This window comes from Micromonospora sp. LZ37, assembly GCF_059359015.1.
Map to the genome: position 1 here is coordinate 413179 of NZ_JCADBL010000001.1, position 18414 is coordinate 431592.

At 73.5% G+C, this 18414-nt stretch carries 14 protein-coding genes; 5 read left to right on the forward strand and 9 right to left on the reverse strand.

Annotated features, from left to right (window positions below; translation table 11 throughout):
- Positions 1 to 555 precede the first annotated feature (555 nt).
- Positions 556 to 1365 (reverse strand): MBL fold metallo-hydrolase, encoded by an 810-nt coding sequence (locus tag AC5L3Z_RS01960; protein WP_494839005.1) that lies wholly within the window; start codon positions 1363 to 1365, stop codon positions 556 to 558.
- Between the two features lie 135 nt (positions 1366 to 1500).
- On the opposite strand from AC5L3Z_RS01960, the gene AC5L3Z_RS01965 reads away from it, so the two are divergent.
- Complete coding sequence (locus tag AC5L3Z_RS01965; RefSeq protein WP_494839006.1) at positions 1501 to 2718, forward strand: NADP-dependent isocitrate dehydrogenase; 1218 nt, start codon at positions 1501 to 1503, stop codon at positions 2716 to 2718.
- 348 nt (positions 2719 to 3066) lie between these two features.
- On the opposite strand, the gene galT is transcribed toward AC5L3Z_RS01965, so the two are convergent.
- From galT to AC5L3Z_RS01985, 4 genes are all read right to left on the reverse strand, one after another.
- On the reverse strand, positions 3067 to 4143 hold the full coding sequence (gene galT, locus AC5L3Z_RS01970; protein ID WP_334614836.1) for a galactose-1-phosphate uridylyltransferase: 1077 nt from the start codon (positions 4141 to 4143) through the stop codon (positions 3067 to 3069).
- Positions 4140 to 4946 carry a DeoR/GlpR family DNA-binding transcription regulator gene (locus AC5L3Z_RS01975; RefSeq protein ID WP_494839007.1) on the reverse strand — a complete coding sequence of 269 codons (807 nt, stop codon included), beginning with the start codon at positions 4944 to 4946 and terminating at the stop codon, positions 4140 to 4142. The genes galT and AC5L3Z_RS01975 overlap by 4 nt, the downstream gene beginning before the upstream one ends.
- 115 nt (positions 4947 to 5061) lie before the next feature.
- A complete protein-coding gene (gene cysC, locus AC5L3Z_RS01980; RefSeq protein ID WP_494839008.1) occupies positions 5062 to 6591 on the reverse strand; it encodes an adenylyl-sulfate kinase in 1530 nt (509 codons plus the stop codon).
- Positions 6592 to 6689: 98 nt separating this feature from the next.
- Positions 6690 to 7253, reverse strand: a complete 564-nt coding sequence (locus tag AC5L3Z_RS01985) for a DM13 domain-containing protein (RefSeq protein ID WP_494839009.1) — start codon at positions 7251 to 7253, stop codon at positions 6690 to 6692.
- Between the two features lie 128 nt (positions 7254 to 7381).
- Between AC5L3Z_RS01985 and AC5L3Z_RS01990 the strand changes: the two genes are divergently transcribed.
- The 4 genes from AC5L3Z_RS01990 to AC5L3Z_RS02005 are packed head-to-tail and all read left to right on the forward strand — an operon-like array spanning position 7382 to position 10827.
- The gene (locus tag AC5L3Z_RS01990; protein ID WP_494839010.1) at positions 7382 to 8296 is read left to right on the forward strand and encodes an ABC transporter ATP-binding protein; all 915 of its coding nucleotides are present in this window, start codon (positions 7382 to 7384) and stop codon (positions 8294 to 8296) included.
- Complete coding sequence (locus AC5L3Z_RS01995; RefSeq protein ID WP_494839012.1) at positions 8289 to 9170, forward strand: ABC transporter permease; 882 nt, start codon at positions 8289 to 8291, stop codon at positions 9168 to 9170. Before AC5L3Z_RS01990 ends, AC5L3Z_RS01995 begins: the two co-directional genes overlap by 8 nt.
- Positions 9167 to 10117, forward strand: coding sequence for an ABC transporter ATP-binding protein (locus tag AC5L3Z_RS02000; protein WP_334534134.1), 951 nt, complete (start codon positions 9167 to 9169; stop codon positions 10115 to 10117). The genes AC5L3Z_RS01995 and AC5L3Z_RS02000 overlap by 4 nt, the downstream gene beginning before the upstream one ends.
- A complete protein-coding gene (locus AC5L3Z_RS02005; protein WP_494839013.1) occupies positions 10117 to 10827 on the forward strand; it encodes an ABC transporter permease subunit in 711 nt (236 codons plus the stop codon). The genes AC5L3Z_RS02000 and AC5L3Z_RS02005 overlap by 1 nt, the downstream gene beginning before the upstream one ends.
- A gap of 82 nt (positions 10828 to 10909) precedes the next feature.
- Here AC5L3Z_RS02005 and AC5L3Z_RS02010 read toward each other — a convergent pair whose 3' ends face one another.
- The 4 genes from AC5L3Z_RS02010 to AC5L3Z_RS02025 all read right to left on the reverse strand — a co-directional run bounded on the left by AC5L3Z_RS02010 (position 10910) and on the right by AC5L3Z_RS02025 (position 18383).
- Entirely contained in the window at positions 10910 to 11839 is a 930-nt protein-coding gene (locus tag AC5L3Z_RS02010) for an endonuclease/exonuclease/phosphatase family protein (RefSeq protein WP_494839015.1), read from the reverse strand.
- Positions 11840 to 11962: 123 nt separating this feature from the next.
- Complete coding sequence (gene valS / locus AC5L3Z_RS02015) at positions 11963 to 14527, reverse strand: valine--tRNA ligase (RefSeq protein WP_494839016.1); 2565 nt, start codon at positions 14525 to 14527, stop codon at positions 11963 to 11965.
- A 128-nt stretch (positions 14528 to 14655) separates the two neighbouring features.
- Entirely contained in the window at positions 14656 to 16578 is a 1923-nt protein-coding gene (locus AC5L3Z_RS02020) for an ABC transporter ATP-binding protein (protein ID WP_494839018.1), read from the reverse strand.
- On the reverse strand, positions 16575 to 18383 hold the full coding sequence (locus tag AC5L3Z_RS02025; RefSeq protein ID WP_494839020.1) for an ABC transporter ATP-binding protein: 1809 nt from the start codon (positions 18381 to 18383) through the stop codon (positions 16575 to 16577). The genes AC5L3Z_RS02020 and AC5L3Z_RS02025 overlap by 4 nt, the downstream gene beginning before the upstream one ends.
- Between the last annotated feature and the right edge of the window lie 31 nt (positions 18384 to 18414).

Sequence of the window (18414 nt, forward strand, 5' to 3'; positions counted from 1 at the left end):
CCTTCCGCTTTCCCGTGGGGCGCGGGCGCGCGGCGCGGGGGCGCGGGGCCCGGTCGCGGGCGCGCGAGGGCGGGGGCCCGGTCGCGGGCGCGCGGGCCCGGTCGCGGGGCGCGAGGGCGCGGGCCCGGTCGTGGGGGCGGGGCCCGGTCGTGGGGGCGGGGCCCGGTCGCGGGGGCGCGAGGGCGCGGGGCCCGGTCGCGGGGGCGCGGGCGCGGTGCCGGGGGCGCGGCGCGGGGCGCGAAGATCACGCTCGAACATGGAAGTAGTGGCCTCCTGTCGTCGGGGAGCCCACTACTTCCTGGAACGAGCACGATCTTGCGGATGCCCGGACCGCTCCCAGCGTTGATCAAGAAGTTTGCGTCGGAAACGGCGCCTGGGGCGACGCAAACTTCTTGATCAACCCGAAGGTGCGCGGTGCGCCCAGTGCGCGCGCTGGCAGGGGGCGCGAGGGTGTCGGGGTGCGCGAGGGCGCGGGGTGCGCGAGGGGAGGGGGTGCGCGAGGGGAGGGGGTGCGGGAGGGGGTGCGGGAGGGGAGGGCATGCGGGGGCGCGGGGGTCAGAGGGGGGTGAAGGGGGTGCCCAGGTGGGGGGTGGCCAGGTGGGTGGGGCCGGGGGTTGTGGCGAGGGTGTGCAGGAGGGTGGTAGGGGAGGTGCGGGCGGTCACCGGGTCCTCCTCGTGGGCGTAGGCGAGGGTGGGGTCGACCAGCTGCACGGCGTGCACCAGCAGGTCGCCGGTGAGCAGGAGCCGTTCGTCGCCGGCGTCGACCAGCACCGACTGGTGGCCGGGGGTGTGCCCCGGGGTGCTCAGCAGGCGTACCCCCGGGGTGAGCGGGGTGTCGCCGTCGACCACCCGGAGCCGGCCGGCGGCGCGCAACGGCGCGACCAGGCCGGCCGGTAGTCCCGGGTTGATGGTCTCCATCGCGTCCAGTTCGGCGCGCTGCACCAGGTAGTCGGCGTTCGGGAAGTACGGCCGGCCGGGCGTGCCGGTCACCGCCCAGCCGATGTGGTCGCTGTGCAGGTGGGTGAGGACCACGGTGCCGACGTCGGCCGGGTCGATGCCGGCGGCGGCTAGTTCGGCGGGGAGCCGTCCCGGCACCGGGGCCCAGCTCGCGGCGGGAGAGCCGGCCGGGCCGATGCCGGCGTCGACGAGGGTCACCAACCCGTTCCCGGCACGGAGCGCGAAGCTGCGGAACGGCAGCCACCACTGCCCGTCCTCGGTGACCGACGCCGGGTCGCGCCGGTCGGCCTCCCGCCAGTGCGCCTCGGTGGCGTCCGGGAACGCCTCGGTGCGGGGTTGGAAGAACGGCCCCTCGCCGTCGGTGAGTGCGGTGACCGTGATAGACCCGAGGTTACGGCTCAGTGGCATCGGGCGATGGTGCCAGTGATCCCCGCGCCGGGCATCCGGTTATCCGCCTCGACCGAGGCCGGCTGGGGGCCGCCGGCGAGTTTCCAGTACGCTCGTACTGCTTGAGCACGTGTCCCCCGAGAGGAGCGCCGGCCGATGGCGAAGATCAAGGTAAACAACCCGGTCGTGGAGCTCGACGGCGACGAGATGACCCGGATCATCTGGAAGCAGATCCGGGAGCAGCTGATCCTGCCCTACCTCGACGTCGACCTCCACTACTACGACCTGTCGATCCAGCACCGCGACGAGACCGACGACCAGGTCACCGTCGACGCCGCCAACGCCATCAAGCAGCACGGCGTCGGCGTCAAATGCGCGACCATCACCCCGGACGAGGCCCGGGTCGAGGAGTTCGGCCTGAAGAAGATGTGGCGGTCGCCGAACGGCACCATCCGCAACATCCTCGGCGGCGTCGTCTTCCGTGAGCCGATCATCATGTCCAACGTGCCGCGGCTCGTCCCCGGTTGGACCAAGCCGATCATCATCGGCCGGCACGCCCACGGTGACCAGTACAAGGCCACCGACTTCGTCGTCCCCGGCCCGGGCAAGGTGACCGTCACCTACACCCCGGCCGACGGCTCCGCCCCGATGGAGATGGAGGTCGCCAACTTCTCCGGCGGCGGCATCGCCATGGGCATGTACAACTTCGACGAGTCGATCCGGGACTTCGCCCGCGCCTCGTTCCGGTACGGCCTGGACCGCAACTACCCGGTCTACCTGTCGACCAAGAACACCATCCTCAAGGCGTACGACGGCCGGTTCAAGGACATCTTCGCCGAGGTGTTCGAGAACGAGTTCAAGTCCGAGTTCGAGGCCGCCGGCATCACCTACGAGCACCGGCTGATCGACGACATGGTCGCCGCCGCGCTCAAGTGGGAGGGCGGCTACGTCTGGGCCTGCAAGAACTACGACGGCGACGTGCAGTCCGACACCGTCGCGCAGGGCTTCGGCTCGCTCGGCCTGATGACCTCGGTGCTGCTCTCCCCGGACGGCCGCACCGTCGAGGCCGAGGCCGCCCACGGCACCGTCACCCGGCACTACCGGCAGTGGCAGAAGGGCGAGAAGACGTCGACCAACCCGATCGCGTCGATCTTCGCCTGGACCCGTGGCCTGGCCCACCGGGGCAAGCTGGACGGCACCCCGGCGGTCACCGAGTTCGCCGAGACCCTGGAGCGGGTCTGCGTCGAGACCGTCGAGGGCGGCCAGATGACCAAGGACCTCGCGCTGCTCATCTCGCGCGACGCCCCGTGGCTGACCACCGACGAGTTCATGGGCGCCCTGGACGAGAACCTGGCGCGCAAGCTCGGCGCCTGATCGCCGTACCGCTTCACCGACCGAGCCCGCCGGCGTCCGCCGGCGGGCTCCGTCGTACCCGGAACCCGGCGGGTCGCGGTGTCCGGGCGAGGGGATGGCGCGACACGCCGCGAACGGTGGGCGGGGATCCCCCCGGCGTCACCGCCGGGGAGGTGGGTCGTTGAAGCGGGTGGACGTGATGCCAGTCGCGTCCCGGAGGGTTGACTTCGGTCGCCTCGCGGCAAGAGTGCCGACCAGCCAGCCTTCCCGGCTGTCGTGCACAGCCAGCCGTCCCTTCCCTGCGGGGGGCCCTGTCCCGGGCCCCCCGCGCCCTGTTTCCGGGCGCGACGTTCCGCCCTCCGCCCAGGGTCAGGCGGCGCGGAGCAGTTCCGCCGCCCGCTCCGGGGCGATGTCGTTGATGAAGACGCCCATGCCGGACTCCGAGCCGGCCAGGTACTTCAGCTTGTCCTTCGCCCGCCGGATGCTGAACAGCTGCAGGTGCAGGTGGCCCAGCTCCCGGTCGATCCGCACCGGCGCCTGGTGCCAGGCCGCGATGTACGGCATGGGCATGTCGAAGAGCGCGTCGAAGCGGCGCAGCACGTCCAGGTAGAGCGGGCCGAAGGCGTCCCGCTCGGCGTCGTCGAGCGCCGGGATGTCCGGCACCGGCCGGTGCGGCGCCACGTGCACCTCGAACGGCCAGCGGGCCGCCGCCGGGACGTACGCCGTCCAGTGCTCGTTCGAGGCGACCACGCGCTCCCCGGCGGCGCGCTCCGCGGCGAGCACGTCGGCGTAGAGGTTGCCGCCGCCGGTGCGCTCGGCGTGCCGGCGCGCCGCGGCCAGCAACGACCGGGTCCGCGGCGTGACGAACGGGTACGCGTAGATCTGCCCGTGCGGGTGGTGCAGGGTCACCCCGATCTCCACGCCCCGGTTCTCGAACGGGAAGATCTGCTCGACCCCGGGCAGCTCGGAGAGCGCCGTGGTGCGGTCGGCGAGCGCCTCCAGCACCAGCCGGACCCGCGCCGGGGAGAGGCTGGCGAACGCGGCGTTGTGGTCGTCGGTGAAGCAGACCACCTCGCAGCGTCCCTGCCCCGGCCGGACCGGCGTGAACGGGGTGATCTCGGCCGGCTCCTCGGTGATCCGCTGGCTCAGCGAGGGGAAGCGGTTCTCGAAGACGGCCACGTCGTAGTCCGGCGCGGGGATCTCACTGAGCCGGTCGCCGCGCGACGGGCAGAGCGGGCACTGGTCCGCCGGCGGGAGGAAGATGCGGGTCTGCCGGTGCACGGCGACCGCCACCCACTCGTCGGTCAGCGGGTCGTACCGCAGCTGGGAGGCGTGCGGGGGAGGGGGCAGCTCGCGGCGGTCGGGCTGATCCCGGACCGCGTCGTCCCGCTCGTCGAAGTAGATCAGCTCGCGGCCGTCCGCCAGCTCCATCGCCGTACGCTTCACTGCGTCGTCCCTTCCGTGGTCGTCCGGCCCGTGCTCGGCACGATCACCAGCTCGCCCACCTTCTCGTCGAGTGTCCGGCACGCCTCGGGTGCCAACCGGTCGTCGGTGATCAGCACGTCCGCCGCGGCGAGCCCGACGATCGAGGAGATGCCGACGGTGCCCCACTTGGTGTGGTCGGCCAGCACGACCAGCCCGTCGGCGGCGGCGACCAGCGCCCGGTCGGTCTCCGCCTCCATCAGGTTGGGCGTGGTGAAGCCGGCCCGTTCGGTGATGCCGTGCACGCCGAGGAAGAGCAGGTCCAGGTGGAGCGAGCGGATCGCCTCGACCGCCAGCGGCCCGACCAGCGCGTCGGACGGGGTGCGCACCCCGCCGGTCAGCACCACGGTCTGGTCGGGGCGCCCGCCGGCGTGCAGGATCTCGGCCACCGGCAGGGAGTTGGTCACCACGGTCAGGCCCGGCACGTCGACCAGCCGGCGGGCCAGCTCGGCGGTGGTGGTGCCGGCGGAGAGGGCGATCGCGGCGCCGGGGCGGACCAGTTCGGCGGCCCGGGCGGCGATGGCGGCCTTCTCAACGGACTGGCGGACGGACTTGGCGTGGAAGCCCGGCTCGTCGGTGGAGCCCGGGCCGGCGAGCGTCGCGCCGCCGTGCACCTTGGCCAGCAGGCCCTGCTCGTGCAGCGTCTCCAGGTCACGCCGGATGGTCATGTCGGAGACGCCGAACGCGGCGGCGAGGTCGGTGACCCGTACGCCGCCGGCCGCGCGGACCCGGTCGAGGATGGCATCCTGCCGTTGCCGTGCCAGCATCCGCTCCACCCCTCCGGCCGCCCCCGCGCACTCTCACGCGGTCAAACGTGTTCCAACAAGAATGAACACTAGCGCGCAGGAGTCATCAACGGAAGGAACCCCCTGGCAGGGGAGATCAGGCCGACTGCAGCCGCGGCTCCACCCAACCGGTCTCAGTCAGGTGGTGCATCACCGACTGGACCGCCTCGTCGACGCTCAGCTCCGAGGTGTCGATCACCAGCTCGGCGTCGGTCGGCTCCTCGTACGGGTCGTCGATGCCGGTCATCCCGGTGAGCAGGCCGGCTCGGGCCCGCGCGTACAGGCCCTTGCGGTCGCGCCGCTCGCAGACCTCCAGCGGGGTCGCCACGTGGACCAGCAGGAACCCGGCCCCCGCCGCCAGCGCCATCTCCCGGGCCGCCGCCCGCGCCTGGGCGTACGGCGCGATCGGGCAGCAGATGCCGACCCCGCGGTGCCGGGCGATCTCCGCCGCGACCCAGCCGATCCGGCGGACGTTGGCGTCCCGGTCGGCCCGGCTGAAGCCCAGCCCGGCGGAGAGCTCCCGGCGCACCACGTCGCCGTCGAGCAGGGTCACCGTCCGGTCGCCCTGCTCACGCAGCGCGTCCGCCAGCCCCCGGGCGATGGTGGACTTGCCGGAGCCGGAGAGGCCGGTCAGGAAGACCACCAGGCCCCGGTACCGGCGCGGCGGCCGGGCCCGGGTCAGCTCCTTGGCCACCGCCGGTGGGGTGTGCCACTCGGGCAGCGGGAAGCCCCGGTCGAGCAGGTCGTCGATCTCCTCCTGGCTCAGCGCCAGCCGCCGGTTGCGCGGCGGGATGTCCTCCCGCCAGCGCCACTGCCCGTCCCGGTTGTCGTAGGCCAGCTCGCGCGGCACCAGCACCCGCAGCCCGGCACCGGAGAGCATGCCGTCGGTGGAGAGCAGGTGGGTCACCCCGTACGCGGCGGAGATCCGGGCGCGCAGCAGCGCGTCGCCGATGTCGTCCCGGCCGCGGGGCATCGGCACCACGATCAGGGTGGCCGGGGGCATCCGGTCGCGGGCCGCGAAGACGCTGCGCACCAGCGCCTCCGGCGGCAGCGCGCCGACGCCGTCCGCGCCGACCGGGATCATCACCAGCAGGTGGGCGGCGAGGGTACGGGCGGCGTGCGCGATCTGCGCCAGCTGCGGGCGGTGCAGCGGCCGGTCGGCGATCACCCCGAGCACCCGGCCCGGGGGCAGCAGCGCCCGGACCTCCTCCGGGGTGCGGCGCAGCCGCTGGAACGGGCCGTGCCCGCCGTCACCGAGCCGGCGTACCGTGCCACCCACCCCGGCCACGCCCTCGCGGGCCGTCCAGACGTCGGTGACCTCCAGCGCGGCCACCGGGGCGCCCTCGCCGTCGGTCAGCACCAGGGCCCGGCGCAGCGGATCCGCCGGATCGAGCTTCTCGGCCAGCGCGGCCGGCACCTGGAGGGTCACCGGCACCGGCCACGGCGTGCCGTCGGCCAGCCGGCCCCGGCGCTGCAGCGAAACCAGGTCGGCCCGGGTCATGAAGCCGGTCAACGGGGCGTACGCCCCGGTCAGCAGCAGCTCCAGATCGGCCAGTTCCCCCAGGCGCGGCAGGTACGCCGGAGCGTCCCGAAGCACCTCGTCGGGCAGCACCCAGCCGTTGCTCATCCGCACCCCTCACTCGCCGACCGGCACACAGTTTCTCAGTCGACCGGCGATCGGTCGAGAGCGCCACTCCACTCCGGTCGGTCGAGCTTGGCGCGGGGTCAGCCGACCGGGGTCAGCGGGGCGGCCCCGAACGACACCGAGAACCGCTTGCACCAGATCGAGACGCTGGTCAGGCCGGTCAGGTCGGTGCCGGCCGGGACGGCGTACGCCTGGTCGCCGCGGTTGCCCTTCAGCCGGCCCAGCTCCACCCACCGGCCGTCGTCGAAGACGCCCCAGCCGGCCCGGCCGGTGCGGACCGGCTGGTCGGTCAGCCAGACCCGCAGGTCGGGACCGTTGGAGGTGTCCAGCCCGACCAGCTCCAGCCGGTGTCCGCCGTCGGCGCCCCGGACGATCCGGGCGGCGCCGGAGGTGTCGTGCTCGTGGGTGACGAAGTCGCCCCGGCTGACCAACGTGGGTCCGGCCGGCGCCGCAGCCGTCGCCGTCGGCGTCGGGACGCCGGTCGACGGGCTGGGGTCGCCGTCCACCTCGGTCAGCTCCTCGCTGACCCGGGTGTCCGTCACCGCCTTCCACGGCTGGAACCAGTAGAGCCCGAGGGCCGCTCCGGCGCCGAGGACGGCGACGGCGGCCCAGGTCAGCGGGGTGCGAAGCAGACGGGAGATCACCCGTCCAGTCTCCCGGGCCGCCGGCTCGGGGCACCGCACCGGCGGCCTTACGAACTTCTTACCCCTACTGGCGACATCAGGGGCGTGCCTGATGCGTACGGGTGCGTCCACTTCCTACGCTGTGACTCGTGACACTGATAGCGACCGAGTCGCTGACCAAGACGTACGGAGGCCGGGTCACCGCGTTGGCCGACCTCACCGTCGAGGTCGAGCCGGGGATCATCGGCCTGGTCGGCGCCAACGGCGCCGGCAAGTCCACTCTGATCAAGATTCTGCTGGGTCTGCTCGCGCCGACCAGCGGACGGGTCTCCGTGCTCGGCCTCGACCCGACCACCGATCCGGGGGCGGTCCGGGCCCGGGTCGGCTACATGCCCGAGCACGACGCGCTCCCGCCCGACCTCTCCGCCGCCGAACTCGTCACCCACCTGGGTCGGATCAGCGGCCTGCCCCGCACGGTGGCCCGCGAGCGGGCCTCCGAGGCGCTGCGCCACGTCGGCCTCCACGAGGAGCGGCACCGCGCCGTCGGCGGCTACTCCACCGGCATGAAGCAGCGGGTGAAGCTGGCCCAGGCCCTGGTGCACGACCCGGACCTGCTGCTGCTCGACGAGCCCACCAACGGCCTCGACCCGGCCGGACGCGACGCCATGCTCGCCCTGATCCACCGGATCGGCACCGAGTTCGGCATCTCCGTGCTGGTCTGCTCGCACCTGCTCGGCGAGGTGGAGCGGATCTGCGACACGCTGGTCGCCATCGACGGCGGCCGGCTGCTGCGCGCCGACCGGATCGACGCGATGACCTCCGCGACCGACGTGCTCGCCATCGAGGTCAGCGAGGGTACGGACGACCTGGCGACCCGGCTCGGCGCGCTCCACCTGCCGGTGACCCGGGACGGCCGGATGCTGCTGGTCCCGCTCGCCGACGAGGCGACGTACGACCTGATCCTCAACGCGGTCGCCGAACTGGACCTGCCCCTGCACCGGCTGGACCAGCGCCGGCACCGGGTGGCCGAACTCTTCGCCACGAGGGAGCCCAGCCATGTCTGAGCCGACCGGCGTCATCCACGACATCGGGTACCAGCGCTACACCGGCCCCCGGCTGGGCCGCCGGCACGTCTTCGGCGCGCTCTACCTGCACGGCCTGCGGACCGTCTTCGGGTTCGGGCGCAGCGCCAAGGCGAAGATCTTCCCCTGGCTCGTGGTCGCGATCGTCACCCTGGTGGCCGCCGGGGTGACCGCGGTACGCACCCAGATCGGCCAGGTGGTGATGACGTACGCCCAGTTCGCCGACGCGATGAGCTGGCTGGTCATCTTCTTCGTCGCGGTGGCCGCCCCCGAGCTGGTCTCCCGTGACCTGCGCAGCGGCGTGCTGCCGCTGTACTTCTCCCGGCCGCTGCCGCGCGGCGACTACGCGCTGGCCAAGCTGCTGGCCCTGGTCTCCGCGCTCTGGCTGCTGCTCGGCGGCCCGCAGCTGGTGATGTTCCTGGGTGCCGCGTTCACCACCGGCAACGGGATGCGCGGCGTCTGGGACGAGCTGCTCGACCTGCTGCCGGGGCTGCTCTACGCCGGGCTCTGGGCGGTGGTCTTCGCCTCGATCGGCCTGCTGGTCGCCTCCCTCACCGGCAAGCGGGCGTTCGCCGCCGGTGGCATCGTCGCGGTCTTCCTGATGACCACCCCGATCGTCGGCACGCTGTCGATCATGCCGTCCCGGACGGTGAACGAGCTGGCCCTGCTCGCCTCGCCGTCCACCCTGGTGCAGGGCGTCGGCATGTTCACCCTCGGCGACCTGCTGGTGCCCGCCGGGGAGGCCGACCGGATGATCGGCGGCTTCGGCCCCGTCTACATCCTCGCCGCCGTGCTGCTGGTGGCCGGCTGCGTCGCCCTGCTGCTGCTGCGATACCGGAAGGTGGCCGCCCGATGACCACGCTCAGCGCCGGCGCCCCGCCGGTCGCCGTCTCCAGCACCCTCGACCTCGCCGGCGTCTCCCGCTGGTACGGCAACGTGGTGGCGGTCAACGACGTCACCATGCGGCTCGGTCCCGGGGTGACCGGCCTGCTCGGCCCGAACGGGGCCGGCAAGACCACCCTGCTGCACATGATGGCCGGGTTCCTCGCCCCGTCCCGGGGCGCGGTCACCCTGGACGGCGAGTCGACCTGGCGCAACCCGGAGGTCTACCGGCGGCTCGGGCTGGTCAGCGAGCGGGAGGCGGTGCACACCTTCCTCACCGCGTACGAGTTCGTGCTGGCCAGCGCGAAGCTGCACCGGCTGCCCGACCCGGCCGCGGCGGCCCGGCGGGCGATCGCCCTGGTCGAGATGGAGGGCGCGCAGGACCGGCGGATCGGGACGTACTCCAAGGGCATGCGGCAGCGTGCGCGGGTCGCCGCGGCGCTGGTGCACGACCCGCAGGTGCTGCTGCTCGACGAGCCGTTCAACGGGATGGACCCGCGCCAGCGGCTGCACATGATGGCGCTGCTGCACTCCCTGGGCGACGCCGGCCGGACGATCCTGTTCAGCTCGCACATCCTGGAGGAGGTCGAGCAGGTCTCCGGCACGGTGCAGGTGATGGTCGCCGGCCGGCTCGCCGCCTCCGGCGACTTCCGGACCATCCGCCGGTTGATGACCAACCGGCCGCACGTCTTCCTGGTCCGCTCCACCGACGACCGGGCGCTGGCCGTGGCGCTGATGGCCGAGCCGTCGGTGTCCGGCGTCGAGCTGGACCGGACCGGCCTGACCGTGAAGGCCGGCGACTACGGGGCGTTCACCCGGGCGCTGCCGAAGTTGGCGCTGACCAACGGCATCCGGGTCCGTCAACTGTTGCCCGAGGACGAGTCGTTGGAGAGCGTCTTCTCCTACCTGGTGGAGGCCTGATGTCGACCGTTACCTGGATCACCGCACGCGGGCTCTTCGGCCGCCGGCGGTTCCTGCTGCTGCTCCCGTTGCCGCTGCTGCTGGTCGGGCTCGCCGTGCTCTGCCGGGCGCTGGCGGTGCCGGCGGCCGACTGGGGGCCGCCGGTACTGGTCGGTCTCGGCCTGGCCGTGGTGCTGCCGGTGGTGGCGCTGGTGATCGGCACCGGCGTGCTCGGCGCCGAGATCGACGACGGCACCGTGGTGCACATCCTGACCAAGCCGCTGCCGCGCTGGCAGATCGTGCTGCCGAAGCTCGCCGTGGCGACCGGGGTCACCGCGGTCACCGTCGCCGTGCCGCTGCTCGTCGCGGGCGCGCTCGCCGAATCGGTACGCCTCGGCCTGGGGCTCGCCGCCGCCGCGGCGCTCGGCGCGCTGGCGTACTCGGCGCTGTTCCTGGCGCTCAGCCTGGTGACCCGGCGTCCGGTCCTGCTCGGCCTGGTCTACGTGCTGATCTGGGAGGGGTTGCTCGGCAACTTCGTCAGCGGCACCCGGGTGCTGTCGATCCAGCAGTGGGTGATCGCCCTCGCCGACCGGCTGGCCCCCACCGAGCTGCTGTCGACGACCGTCTCCGTCCCGGTCGCCGCCGTGCTGACCGGCCTGGTGGCGGTGGGCTTCACCGTGCTGGCGATCGACCGGCTCCGCTCCTACTCGATGGCCGGCGAGACGAGCTGACCGTCGGGCGCGGCGGGTCCGCGACCGGCACCGCGAGGCCCGGTGTGCCACCGGCACACCGGGCCTCGCGGTCAGGCGGCTGTCAGGTGGTCACGGAGACGGTGACCGTGCCGATGACCACCCGGTGATCGGAGCAGGGACCGCCACAGGTGGTCGGAATGGCGAGAGAGTCGCCGCTGTACGTTCCGGCGATCCGGTCACCTCGGACGAAGATCAGGTCGATCTTCTTGCCCTGGTTGCAGAGCCCCTCGGTGTTGCCGTCGTAGACGGTGGTCTCGCCGTATCCGGGGCACCGGCCGTCGGTGTCGTCGAGTTCCCGGTAGTTGCCGGTGTTGCCACTGTTGTTCGGCGTGTTCAGGCTGGACGAGTACCAGGGGTTCAGCCGCCCGTAGTGCGGCTGCGCGTTGAAGTCACCCGCGATGAGGACGGTGTCACCGGCGGCGGCGAAGCTCTCGAGTCGGCTGCGCACCTCGTCCAGCTGGGTCACGTTGATGTTCCGGCCGTTGATCACCGCGTTCGACGGGGTGATGTGTGTCGTGCAGAATCTCAGGTGCGGGCGGGCGGCGAGTGGCGCGCAGAGCAGTTTGCGCCGCTCGGTGGTGCCGTCCTCGGCCAGCGCGTAGCGGTTGGCGGCACCGAGCGGTGCCCGGCTGAAGATGGCGAGCCCGAACGGTTGGCCACCGCACGCGGTGTCGCTGTGCGTCTCGAACCGGGCGAAGTTGCTGTCGTCCTGGGGCCAGCCGGAAGCGAGCAGGTTCGCCTGCACGGCCTTGTACTGATCCCAGCAGAGTTCGTTGAGTGCGGCGAAGTCGGCGGCCCGGTTCCGGATGGAGTCGGCGAGGGCCGGGATGAGGCCGTCGTTGGTGACGCCTCGGTGGAGGGTCCAGCCGGCGACGTTCCACGTCCAATTGGTGTAGCTGGCGTTGACCGTCGCCGCCCTGACCGGGGCGGCCACCCCGAGGACGACGAGCAGCCCGGCGGCGAGCCCGGCGATGAGTGTGCGAATGCGCATGATCCCCGTATCCAACGTGGTGAATGATGGTCGGAGATCATCGCACGCGTCGATACCCTCGTCCACCCCGCAGCGACCGTCGTCGCCGACGGGTACTCCCGTCCGCCTGCGCCTGCTGACTCCTCAGAAGGCGCAGGCGATGACGAGTTCCGGGGTGCGGTCGGGCAGCAGGTCCAGCTTGGCGATCCGGCCGGCCGCCCTGACGTCGTCGGCGACCAGGGTCAACCGGTCCAGCAGCTCCGCCGGGCCGAGCGCCTCGGCCAGCGGCACCTCCGCCTTCATGGAGAGCTTCCGCTCCGACTTGGCTCGGCGCACCTGGCTCAGCGCGTCGGCGGCCAGCCGCAGCAGCTCCGGCTCACCGGGGCTCTGGATCGCCCGGCCCACCTCGTAGGTGGTGGGCCACGTCGCGCGGTGCACCGAGCCGTACCGCCACCAGGACCAGACCTCCTCGGTCACGTACGGCAGGACCGGGGCGAAGAGCCGCAGCTGCACCGAGAGCGCGGTGGCCAGGGCCGCCCGGGCCGAGTCGGCCGCCGGCCCGGTGCCGTAGGCGCGTTCCTTGACCAGTTCGATGTAGTCGTCGCAGAACCGCCAGAAGAACGCCTCGGTGGCCTGGAGCGCCGCCGTGTGGTCGTAGGAGTCCAGGGCGGAGGTGGCGGCGGTGACCACGCCGGAGAGCTCGGCGAGCATGGCGGTGTCCAGCGGGGTGATCGCCGGGGCGCGCAGGGCGTCCGCGGCGCCCAGCCCGAGGGCGAACTTCGACGCGTTGAGCAGCTTGGTGGCGAGCCGGCGGCCCACCTTGAGCTGCGCGGTGTCGAAGGCCAGGTCCATGCCGGGCCGGCCGTTGGCCGCCCAGTAGCGGACCGCGTCGGAGCCGTGCTGCTCCAGCAGGGCCAGCGGGGTGACCACGTTCCCCTTGGACTTGGACATCTTCTTGCGGTCCGGGTCGAGGATCCAGCCGGAGAGTTCGACGTCCCGCCAGGGCAGCGCGCCGAATTCCAGGTGTGAGCGGAGCACGGTGGCGAAGAGCCAGGTCCGGATGATGTCGTGGCCCTGCGGGCGCAGGTCCATCGGGAAGACCCGGCGGAACAGGTCCGGGTCGGTCTCCCAGCCGCCCACGATCTGCGGGGTGAGCGACGAGGTCGCCCAGGTGTCCAGCACGTCCGGGTCGCCGACGAAACCACCCGGCCGGCCACGCTGCGACTCGTCGAATCCGGGCGGCGGGTCACTGGACGGATCGATCGGCAGCATCGACTCGTCCGGTGTGAGAGGGTGGGCGAAGTCCGGCTCGCCAGCGTCGTCGAGCCGGTACCACACCGGCACCGGCACCCCGAAGAAGCGTTGCCGGCTGACCAGCCAGTCGCCGGTCAGCCCGCCCACCCAGTGGTCGTACCGGTGCCGCATGTGCTCCGGCAGCCAGCGCAGTTCCGCGCCGCGGGCCAGCAGCTCCGCCCGCAGGCGCTCGTCCCGGCCGCCGTTGCGCAGGTACCACTGCCGGGTGGAGACGATCTCCAGTGGCCGGTCGCCGCGCTCGTAGAACTTCACCGGGTGGGTGATCTCGCGCGGCTCGCCGACCAGGTCGCCCGCGTCGGCCAGCAGCTGCACCAGCGTCCGCCGGGCGCCGTTGACGGTCTGCCCGCCCAGCGCCGCGTAGGGCTCCGCGGGCACGCCGGCCGGCGGCTCGGGCAGCAGCCGGCCGTCCCGGCCGATCACCACCCGGGTCTCCAGGCCCAGGTCCCGCCACCAGGTCACGTCGGTCAGGTCGCCGAAGGTGCAGACCATCGCGATGCCCGTACCCTTGGCCGGGTCCGCCAGCGAGTGCGCGCGCACCGGCACCTCCACCCCGAAGACCGGGGTACGCGCGGTCGAGCCCACCAGGTCCGCGTAGCGCTCGTCGTCGGGGTGGCAGACCAGCGCCACGCAGGCCGGCAGCAGCTCCGGGCGGGTGGTGTCGATCAGCACCTCGCGCCCGCCCGGCCCGGCGAAGCGCAGCCGGTGGTACGCCCCCGGCCGCTCCCGGTCCTCCAGCTCGGCCTGGGCGACCGCGGTGGCGAACCCGACGTCCCAGAGGGTCGGCGCCTCCGCCTGGTACGCCTCGCCCCGGGCCAGGTTCCGCAGGAACGCCCGCTGACTGGTGGCCCGGGCGACCCGCCCGATGGTGGTGTACGTCAGGGACCAGTCGACGGAGAGGCCGACGCGCCGCCACACCGTCTCGAAGACCTGCTCGTCCTCGGCGGTCAGCTTCGCGCAGAGGTCCACGAAGTTGCGCCGGGAGATCGGCGTCGGGTTCCTCCGGGCCGCCTCGTCCACCCCGGCGGCGGGCGGGACCCACGACGGGTCGTACGGCAGCGTCGGGTCGCAGCGCACCCCGTACACGTTCTGCACCCGGCGCTCGGTGGGCAGGCCGTTGTCGTCCCAGCCCATCGGGTAGAAGACCGTCCGGCCGCGCATCCGCTGGAACCGGGCCACCACGTCGGTGTGCGTGTACGAGAAGACGTGTCCCATGTGCAGCTCGCCCGATACGGTCGGCGGCGGCGTGTCGATCGCGTACACGTCGGACCGCTGCTTCCCGCGGTCGAACGTGTACGTGCCCTCCTCCTGCCAGCGGCGCGCCCAGGTCTCCTCGAGCCCGTCCAGGGTCGGACGCTCGGGGACGCCGGTGCGGGCCGTCCTCGCCGTGTCGGTCATCCGTCGATCCTAGGCAGCGCGGATGACCGACAGCCACGAATTTGTCCCGTGTCCGTGACCGTTCGCGGACACCGCGCGACGGGGTGGGCCGCCGACGGCGTCGACCCCGACGAGCGGCCGGGGCGCGGTCAGACCAGCGAGTCCCGCCACTGCCGGTGCAGGGTGGCGTACCGGCCACCGGCGGTGGCGAGGAGGGCGGGCGGGCCGTCCTCCACGATCCGGCCGCCGTCGAGGACGAGCACCCGGTCGGCGGTCTCGACGGTGGAGAGCCGGTGCGCGATCACCAGCGCGGTCCGGTCCCGCAGCACGGTGGCGAGCGCCCGCTGGACCAGCCGTTCGGTGGGCACGTCCAGCGACGAGGTCGCCTCGTCCAGGATCAGCACCCGCGGGTCGGCCAGGAACGCCCGTGCGAACGCGACCAGCTGCCGCTGGCCGGCGGAGAGCCGGCCGCCGCGCCGGTGCACCTCGGTGGCGTACCCGTCGGGAAGGGCGGCGATGAAGTCGTGCGCGCCGATCGCCCGCGCGGCGGCCTCCACGGCCGCGTCGTCGGCGGCGGGGCGGCCGAACCGGATGTTCTCCGCGACCGTGCCGCCGAACAGGTGGTTCTCCTGGGTCACCAGCACCACCGCGCGGCGCAGCTCCGGGTCGGCGACGTCGCGCAGGTCGACCCCGTCCAGCAGCACCGCGCCGGCGTCCGGGTCGTGGAAGCGGGCGAGCAGCTTGGCCACGGTGGACTTGCCGGCGCCGGTCGGCCCGATCAGCGCGACCGTCTGTCCGGCCGGCACCACCAGGTCGAGCGCGGCGAGGATCGGCGCCTGCGGCCGGTAGCCGAAGGAGACCGATCGGAACGCCACCGCGCCCCGGCCGGGGCCGGCCGGCAGCGGCACCGGGCGCACCGGCTCGGGCACTCCGGGCGGCTCGTCGAGCACCCCGGCGAGCTTCTCCAACGCCGCCGTCGCCGACTGCAACGAGTTGTAGAACTGGCTCAGCTCCTGCATCGGCTCGAAGAAGCGCCGCAGGTAGAGCAGGAACGCGGCGAGCACCCCGACCTCCATCCCGCCGCCGAGCACCCGCCAGCCGCCGTACCCGAGCACCACCGCGACGGTGACGTTGCCGATCACCTTGATCCCCGGCGCGTACGTGGCGATCAGCCGGAACGCGCGCAGCGTGGCCCGCCGGTGCTCGTCGTTCACCGCCACGAAGATCTGCTGGTTGCGCCGCTCCCGCCGGAACGCCTGCACGGCGCGGATGCCGCGCAGCGACTCGACGAAGTGGACGATGACCAGCGCGACCGCCTCCCGGCTGCGCCGCCAGGCGTCGGCGGAGGCGCGGGCGAACCAGCGGGACAGCAGGAACAGGAAGGGGAACGCCAGCAGGGTCACCGCGGCCAGCGGCAGGTCCAGCCAGAGCAGGATGCCCGCCACCGACAGCACCGTCAGCGCCGCCACCACCAGACTGTCCAGCCCGCCGTCGACCAGTTCGGCGATGGCGTCGAGGTCGCTGGTGAGCCGGGAGACCACCCGCCCGGAGGTGTAGCGCTCGTGGAAGGCGACGGAGAGGGTGAGGAAGTGGCCGTACACCCGCTGGCGCAGCTCCAGCAGGACGGCCTGGCCGATCCGCGCGGAGAGGGTGAGGAAGCCCCGCCGCGCGGCGTACTCGGTGCCGGCCGCGACGGCGAACGCGGCGGCGACGGCGGTCAGCGGTCGCGGGTCGCCGGCCCGCAGCGGCGCGATGGCCCGGTCGATGCCGACCATGACCAGGTACGGCCCGGACATGGCGGCGGCGTTCTGGGCGAGCAGCAGCGCGGTGGCCAGCCCGAGCGTCCGTCGGTGGGGGCGCAGCAGGTCGGCGAGGAGGGCCCGGCTGTGGCCGCGCAGCCGGGCCACCGCCTCGGGTGAGGTGTCCTCGGCGCGGCTGCGGTCGGCCTCCGGGTCGGTGGCGATCCCACGCCACCGGGACAGGTCCGCCCCGGCGGGCGGCGGTGGACCGGCGGACGCCGGTGGGCCGGGTGGCGCGGCGGGGGCGCGTTGGCGGGGCGGCCGGGCGCTCACGAGCACACCAGCCCGCGTTCCCCGGCCGACGGTTCGGCGGAGAGCACCGCCCGGTACGCGGGCACGGTGGCGAGCAGTTCGGAGTGCCGTCCGACCGCGACGATCCGGCCGCCGTCGAGCAGGGCCACCCGGTCGGCCAGCGCGACGGTCGACGGGCGGTGCACGACCAGCAGCGCGGTAGTCTCCCGCAGCACCCGCCGCAGCGCCGCCTCGACCAGCGCCTCGGTCTGCACGTCCAGGGCGGAGAGCGGGTCGTCCAGGACGAGTACGGCGGGGCGGCCGAGGACCGCCCGGGCCAGCGCGAGCCGTTGCCGCTGCCCGCCGGAGAGGGAGAGCCCCTGCTCGCCGACCCGGGTGGCCAACCCCCACGGCAGGTCGTACGCGAAGTCGGCCTGGGCCAGCGAGAGCGCCGCCCGGACCTCCTCCTCGTCGGCGTCCGGGCGGCCCAGGGTGAGGTTCTCCCAGACCGACATGGAGAAGAGCGTCGGCTCCTCGAAGGCCACCCCGACCAGCCGGCGCAGCGAGCCCAGCCGCAGCTCGCGCAGGTCGTGCCCGTCCAGGGTGATCCGCCCGCCGGTGACGTCGTGCAGCCGGGGGACCAGGGAGAGCAGGGTGCTCTTGCCGGCGCCGGTCGCGCCGACCAGGGCGAGTGTCTCGCCCGGCTCGACGGTCAGCTCGATTCCCCGCAGTACTTCGTGGGCGCTGCCCGGGTAGCGGAAGAAGACCGCGTCGAAGCGCAGCCGGCCGCGGACCGCGGCGCGGGGCAGGAGCGCCGCGTGCGGGGCGTCCACGATGGTCGGTGGGGCGTCCAGCACCTCCTGGATCCGGTCGGCCGCGGTGGCGGCCTCCTGACCGTTGGCGATGATCCAGCCGAGCGACTGCACCGGCCAGGTCAGCATGAGCTGGAGGCTGACGAACGCGACCAGCTCGCCGATGCTGAGGGTGCCCCGGGCGGCCAGCGCCGCGCCGCAGACCAGCACCACGCCGAGGGTCAGGTTGGGTACCAGGTCGAACAGCGCCGAGGTGCGCGCCAGCAGCCGGGCCTTGGCGATGCCGGTGTCGTGCAGCGCCCGGGCCCGCCCGGCGAACCGTTCGGCCAGCTCCGGCCCCCGCCCGTACGCCTTCATGGTGCGCAGCCCCTGAGCGGTCTCCTCGACCAGGGTGGCCACGTCGCCCTGCTGGTCCTGCATCCGGCGCGACGCCGCGTGGTAGTGCCGGGCGAACCGCCGGCTGACCAGGAACAGCGGCACCGCGCTGGCCGCCACCAGCAGGCCCAGCGGCGCGTGCAGCCGGAGCAGCAGCACCACCACGGCGACGTAGGTGGCCACGTTGAGCACCAGGAAGAAGAGCCCGAAGGAGAGGAACCGGCGGATCACCGACAGGTCGCTGATGGCGCGGGAGAGCAGCTGGCCGGAGTGCCACCGGTCGTGGAAGCCGGGCGGGAGGCGTTGCAGGTGGGCGTAGATGTCGGCGCGGATCGCCGCCTCCATGCCGACCGAGGAGGAGGACTGCGTCCACCGCCTGATGAAGATCAGCACCGCCTCGGCGAGGCCCAGCAGCAGAGCGAGGGCGCCGAGCCGGAGCAGGCCCCCCGGGTCCTGCCGGGCGATCGGCCCGTCGACCACCCGCTGCACCACCAGCGGCACGGCGAGGCTCGCGGCGGTGGCCGCCAGGCCGGCGAGGAGCAGCCAGCAGAACTGGCCCGCGTACGGGCGCAGGTAGGGGCGCAGCCGCCAGAGGTTGCGCAGCGGGCGCGACCGGACCGCCGCCCGGGGGGTCGGGTCGCCGTCGCGCTGCGCGGGCACTACCCGACGTTAGCGTCAAGTGGGAGCGGTG

What these genes read in the sequence shown, in the direction of transcription:
- AC5L3Z_RS01960 (WP_494839005.1), bottom strand. Translation starts at nt 1,365, where the DNA reads ATGCCACTGAGCCGTAACCTCGGGTCTATCACGGTCACCGCACTCACC.
- AC5L3Z_RS01965 (WP_494839006.1), top strand. Translation starts at nt 1,501, where the DNA reads ATGGCGAAGATCAAGGTAAACAACCCGGTCGTGGAGCTCGACGGCGAC.
- AC5L3Z_RS01975 (WP_494839007.1), bottom strand. Translation starts at nt 4,946, where the DNA reads ATGCTGGCACGGCAACGGCAGGATGCCATCCTCGACCGGGTCCGCGCG.
- cysC (WP_494839008.1), bottom strand. Translation starts at nt 6,591, where the DNA reads ATGAGCAACGGCTGGGTGCTGCCCGACGAGGTGCTTCGGGACGCTCCG.
- AC5L3Z_RS01995 (WP_494839012.1), top strand. Translation starts at nt 8,289, where the DNA reads ATGTCTGAGCCGACCGGCGTCATCCACGACATCGGGTACCAGCGCTAC.
- AC5L3Z_RS02000 (WP_334534134.1), top strand. Translation starts at nt 9,167, where the DNA reads ATGACCACGCTCAGCGCCGGCGCCCCGCCGGTCGCCGTCTCCAGCACC.
- AC5L3Z_RS02005 (WP_494839013.1), top strand. Translation starts at nt 10,117, where the DNA reads ATGTCGACCGTTACCTGGATCACCGCACGCGGGCTCTTCGGCCGCCGG.
- AC5L3Z_RS02010 (WP_494839015.1), bottom strand. Translation starts at nt 11,839, where the DNA reads ATGCGCATTCGCACACTCATCGCCGGGCTCGCCGCCGGGCTGCTCGTC.
- valS (WP_494839016.1), bottom strand. Translation starts at nt 14,527, where the DNA reads ATGACCGACACGGCGAGGACGGCCCGCACCGGCGTCCCCGAGCGTCCG.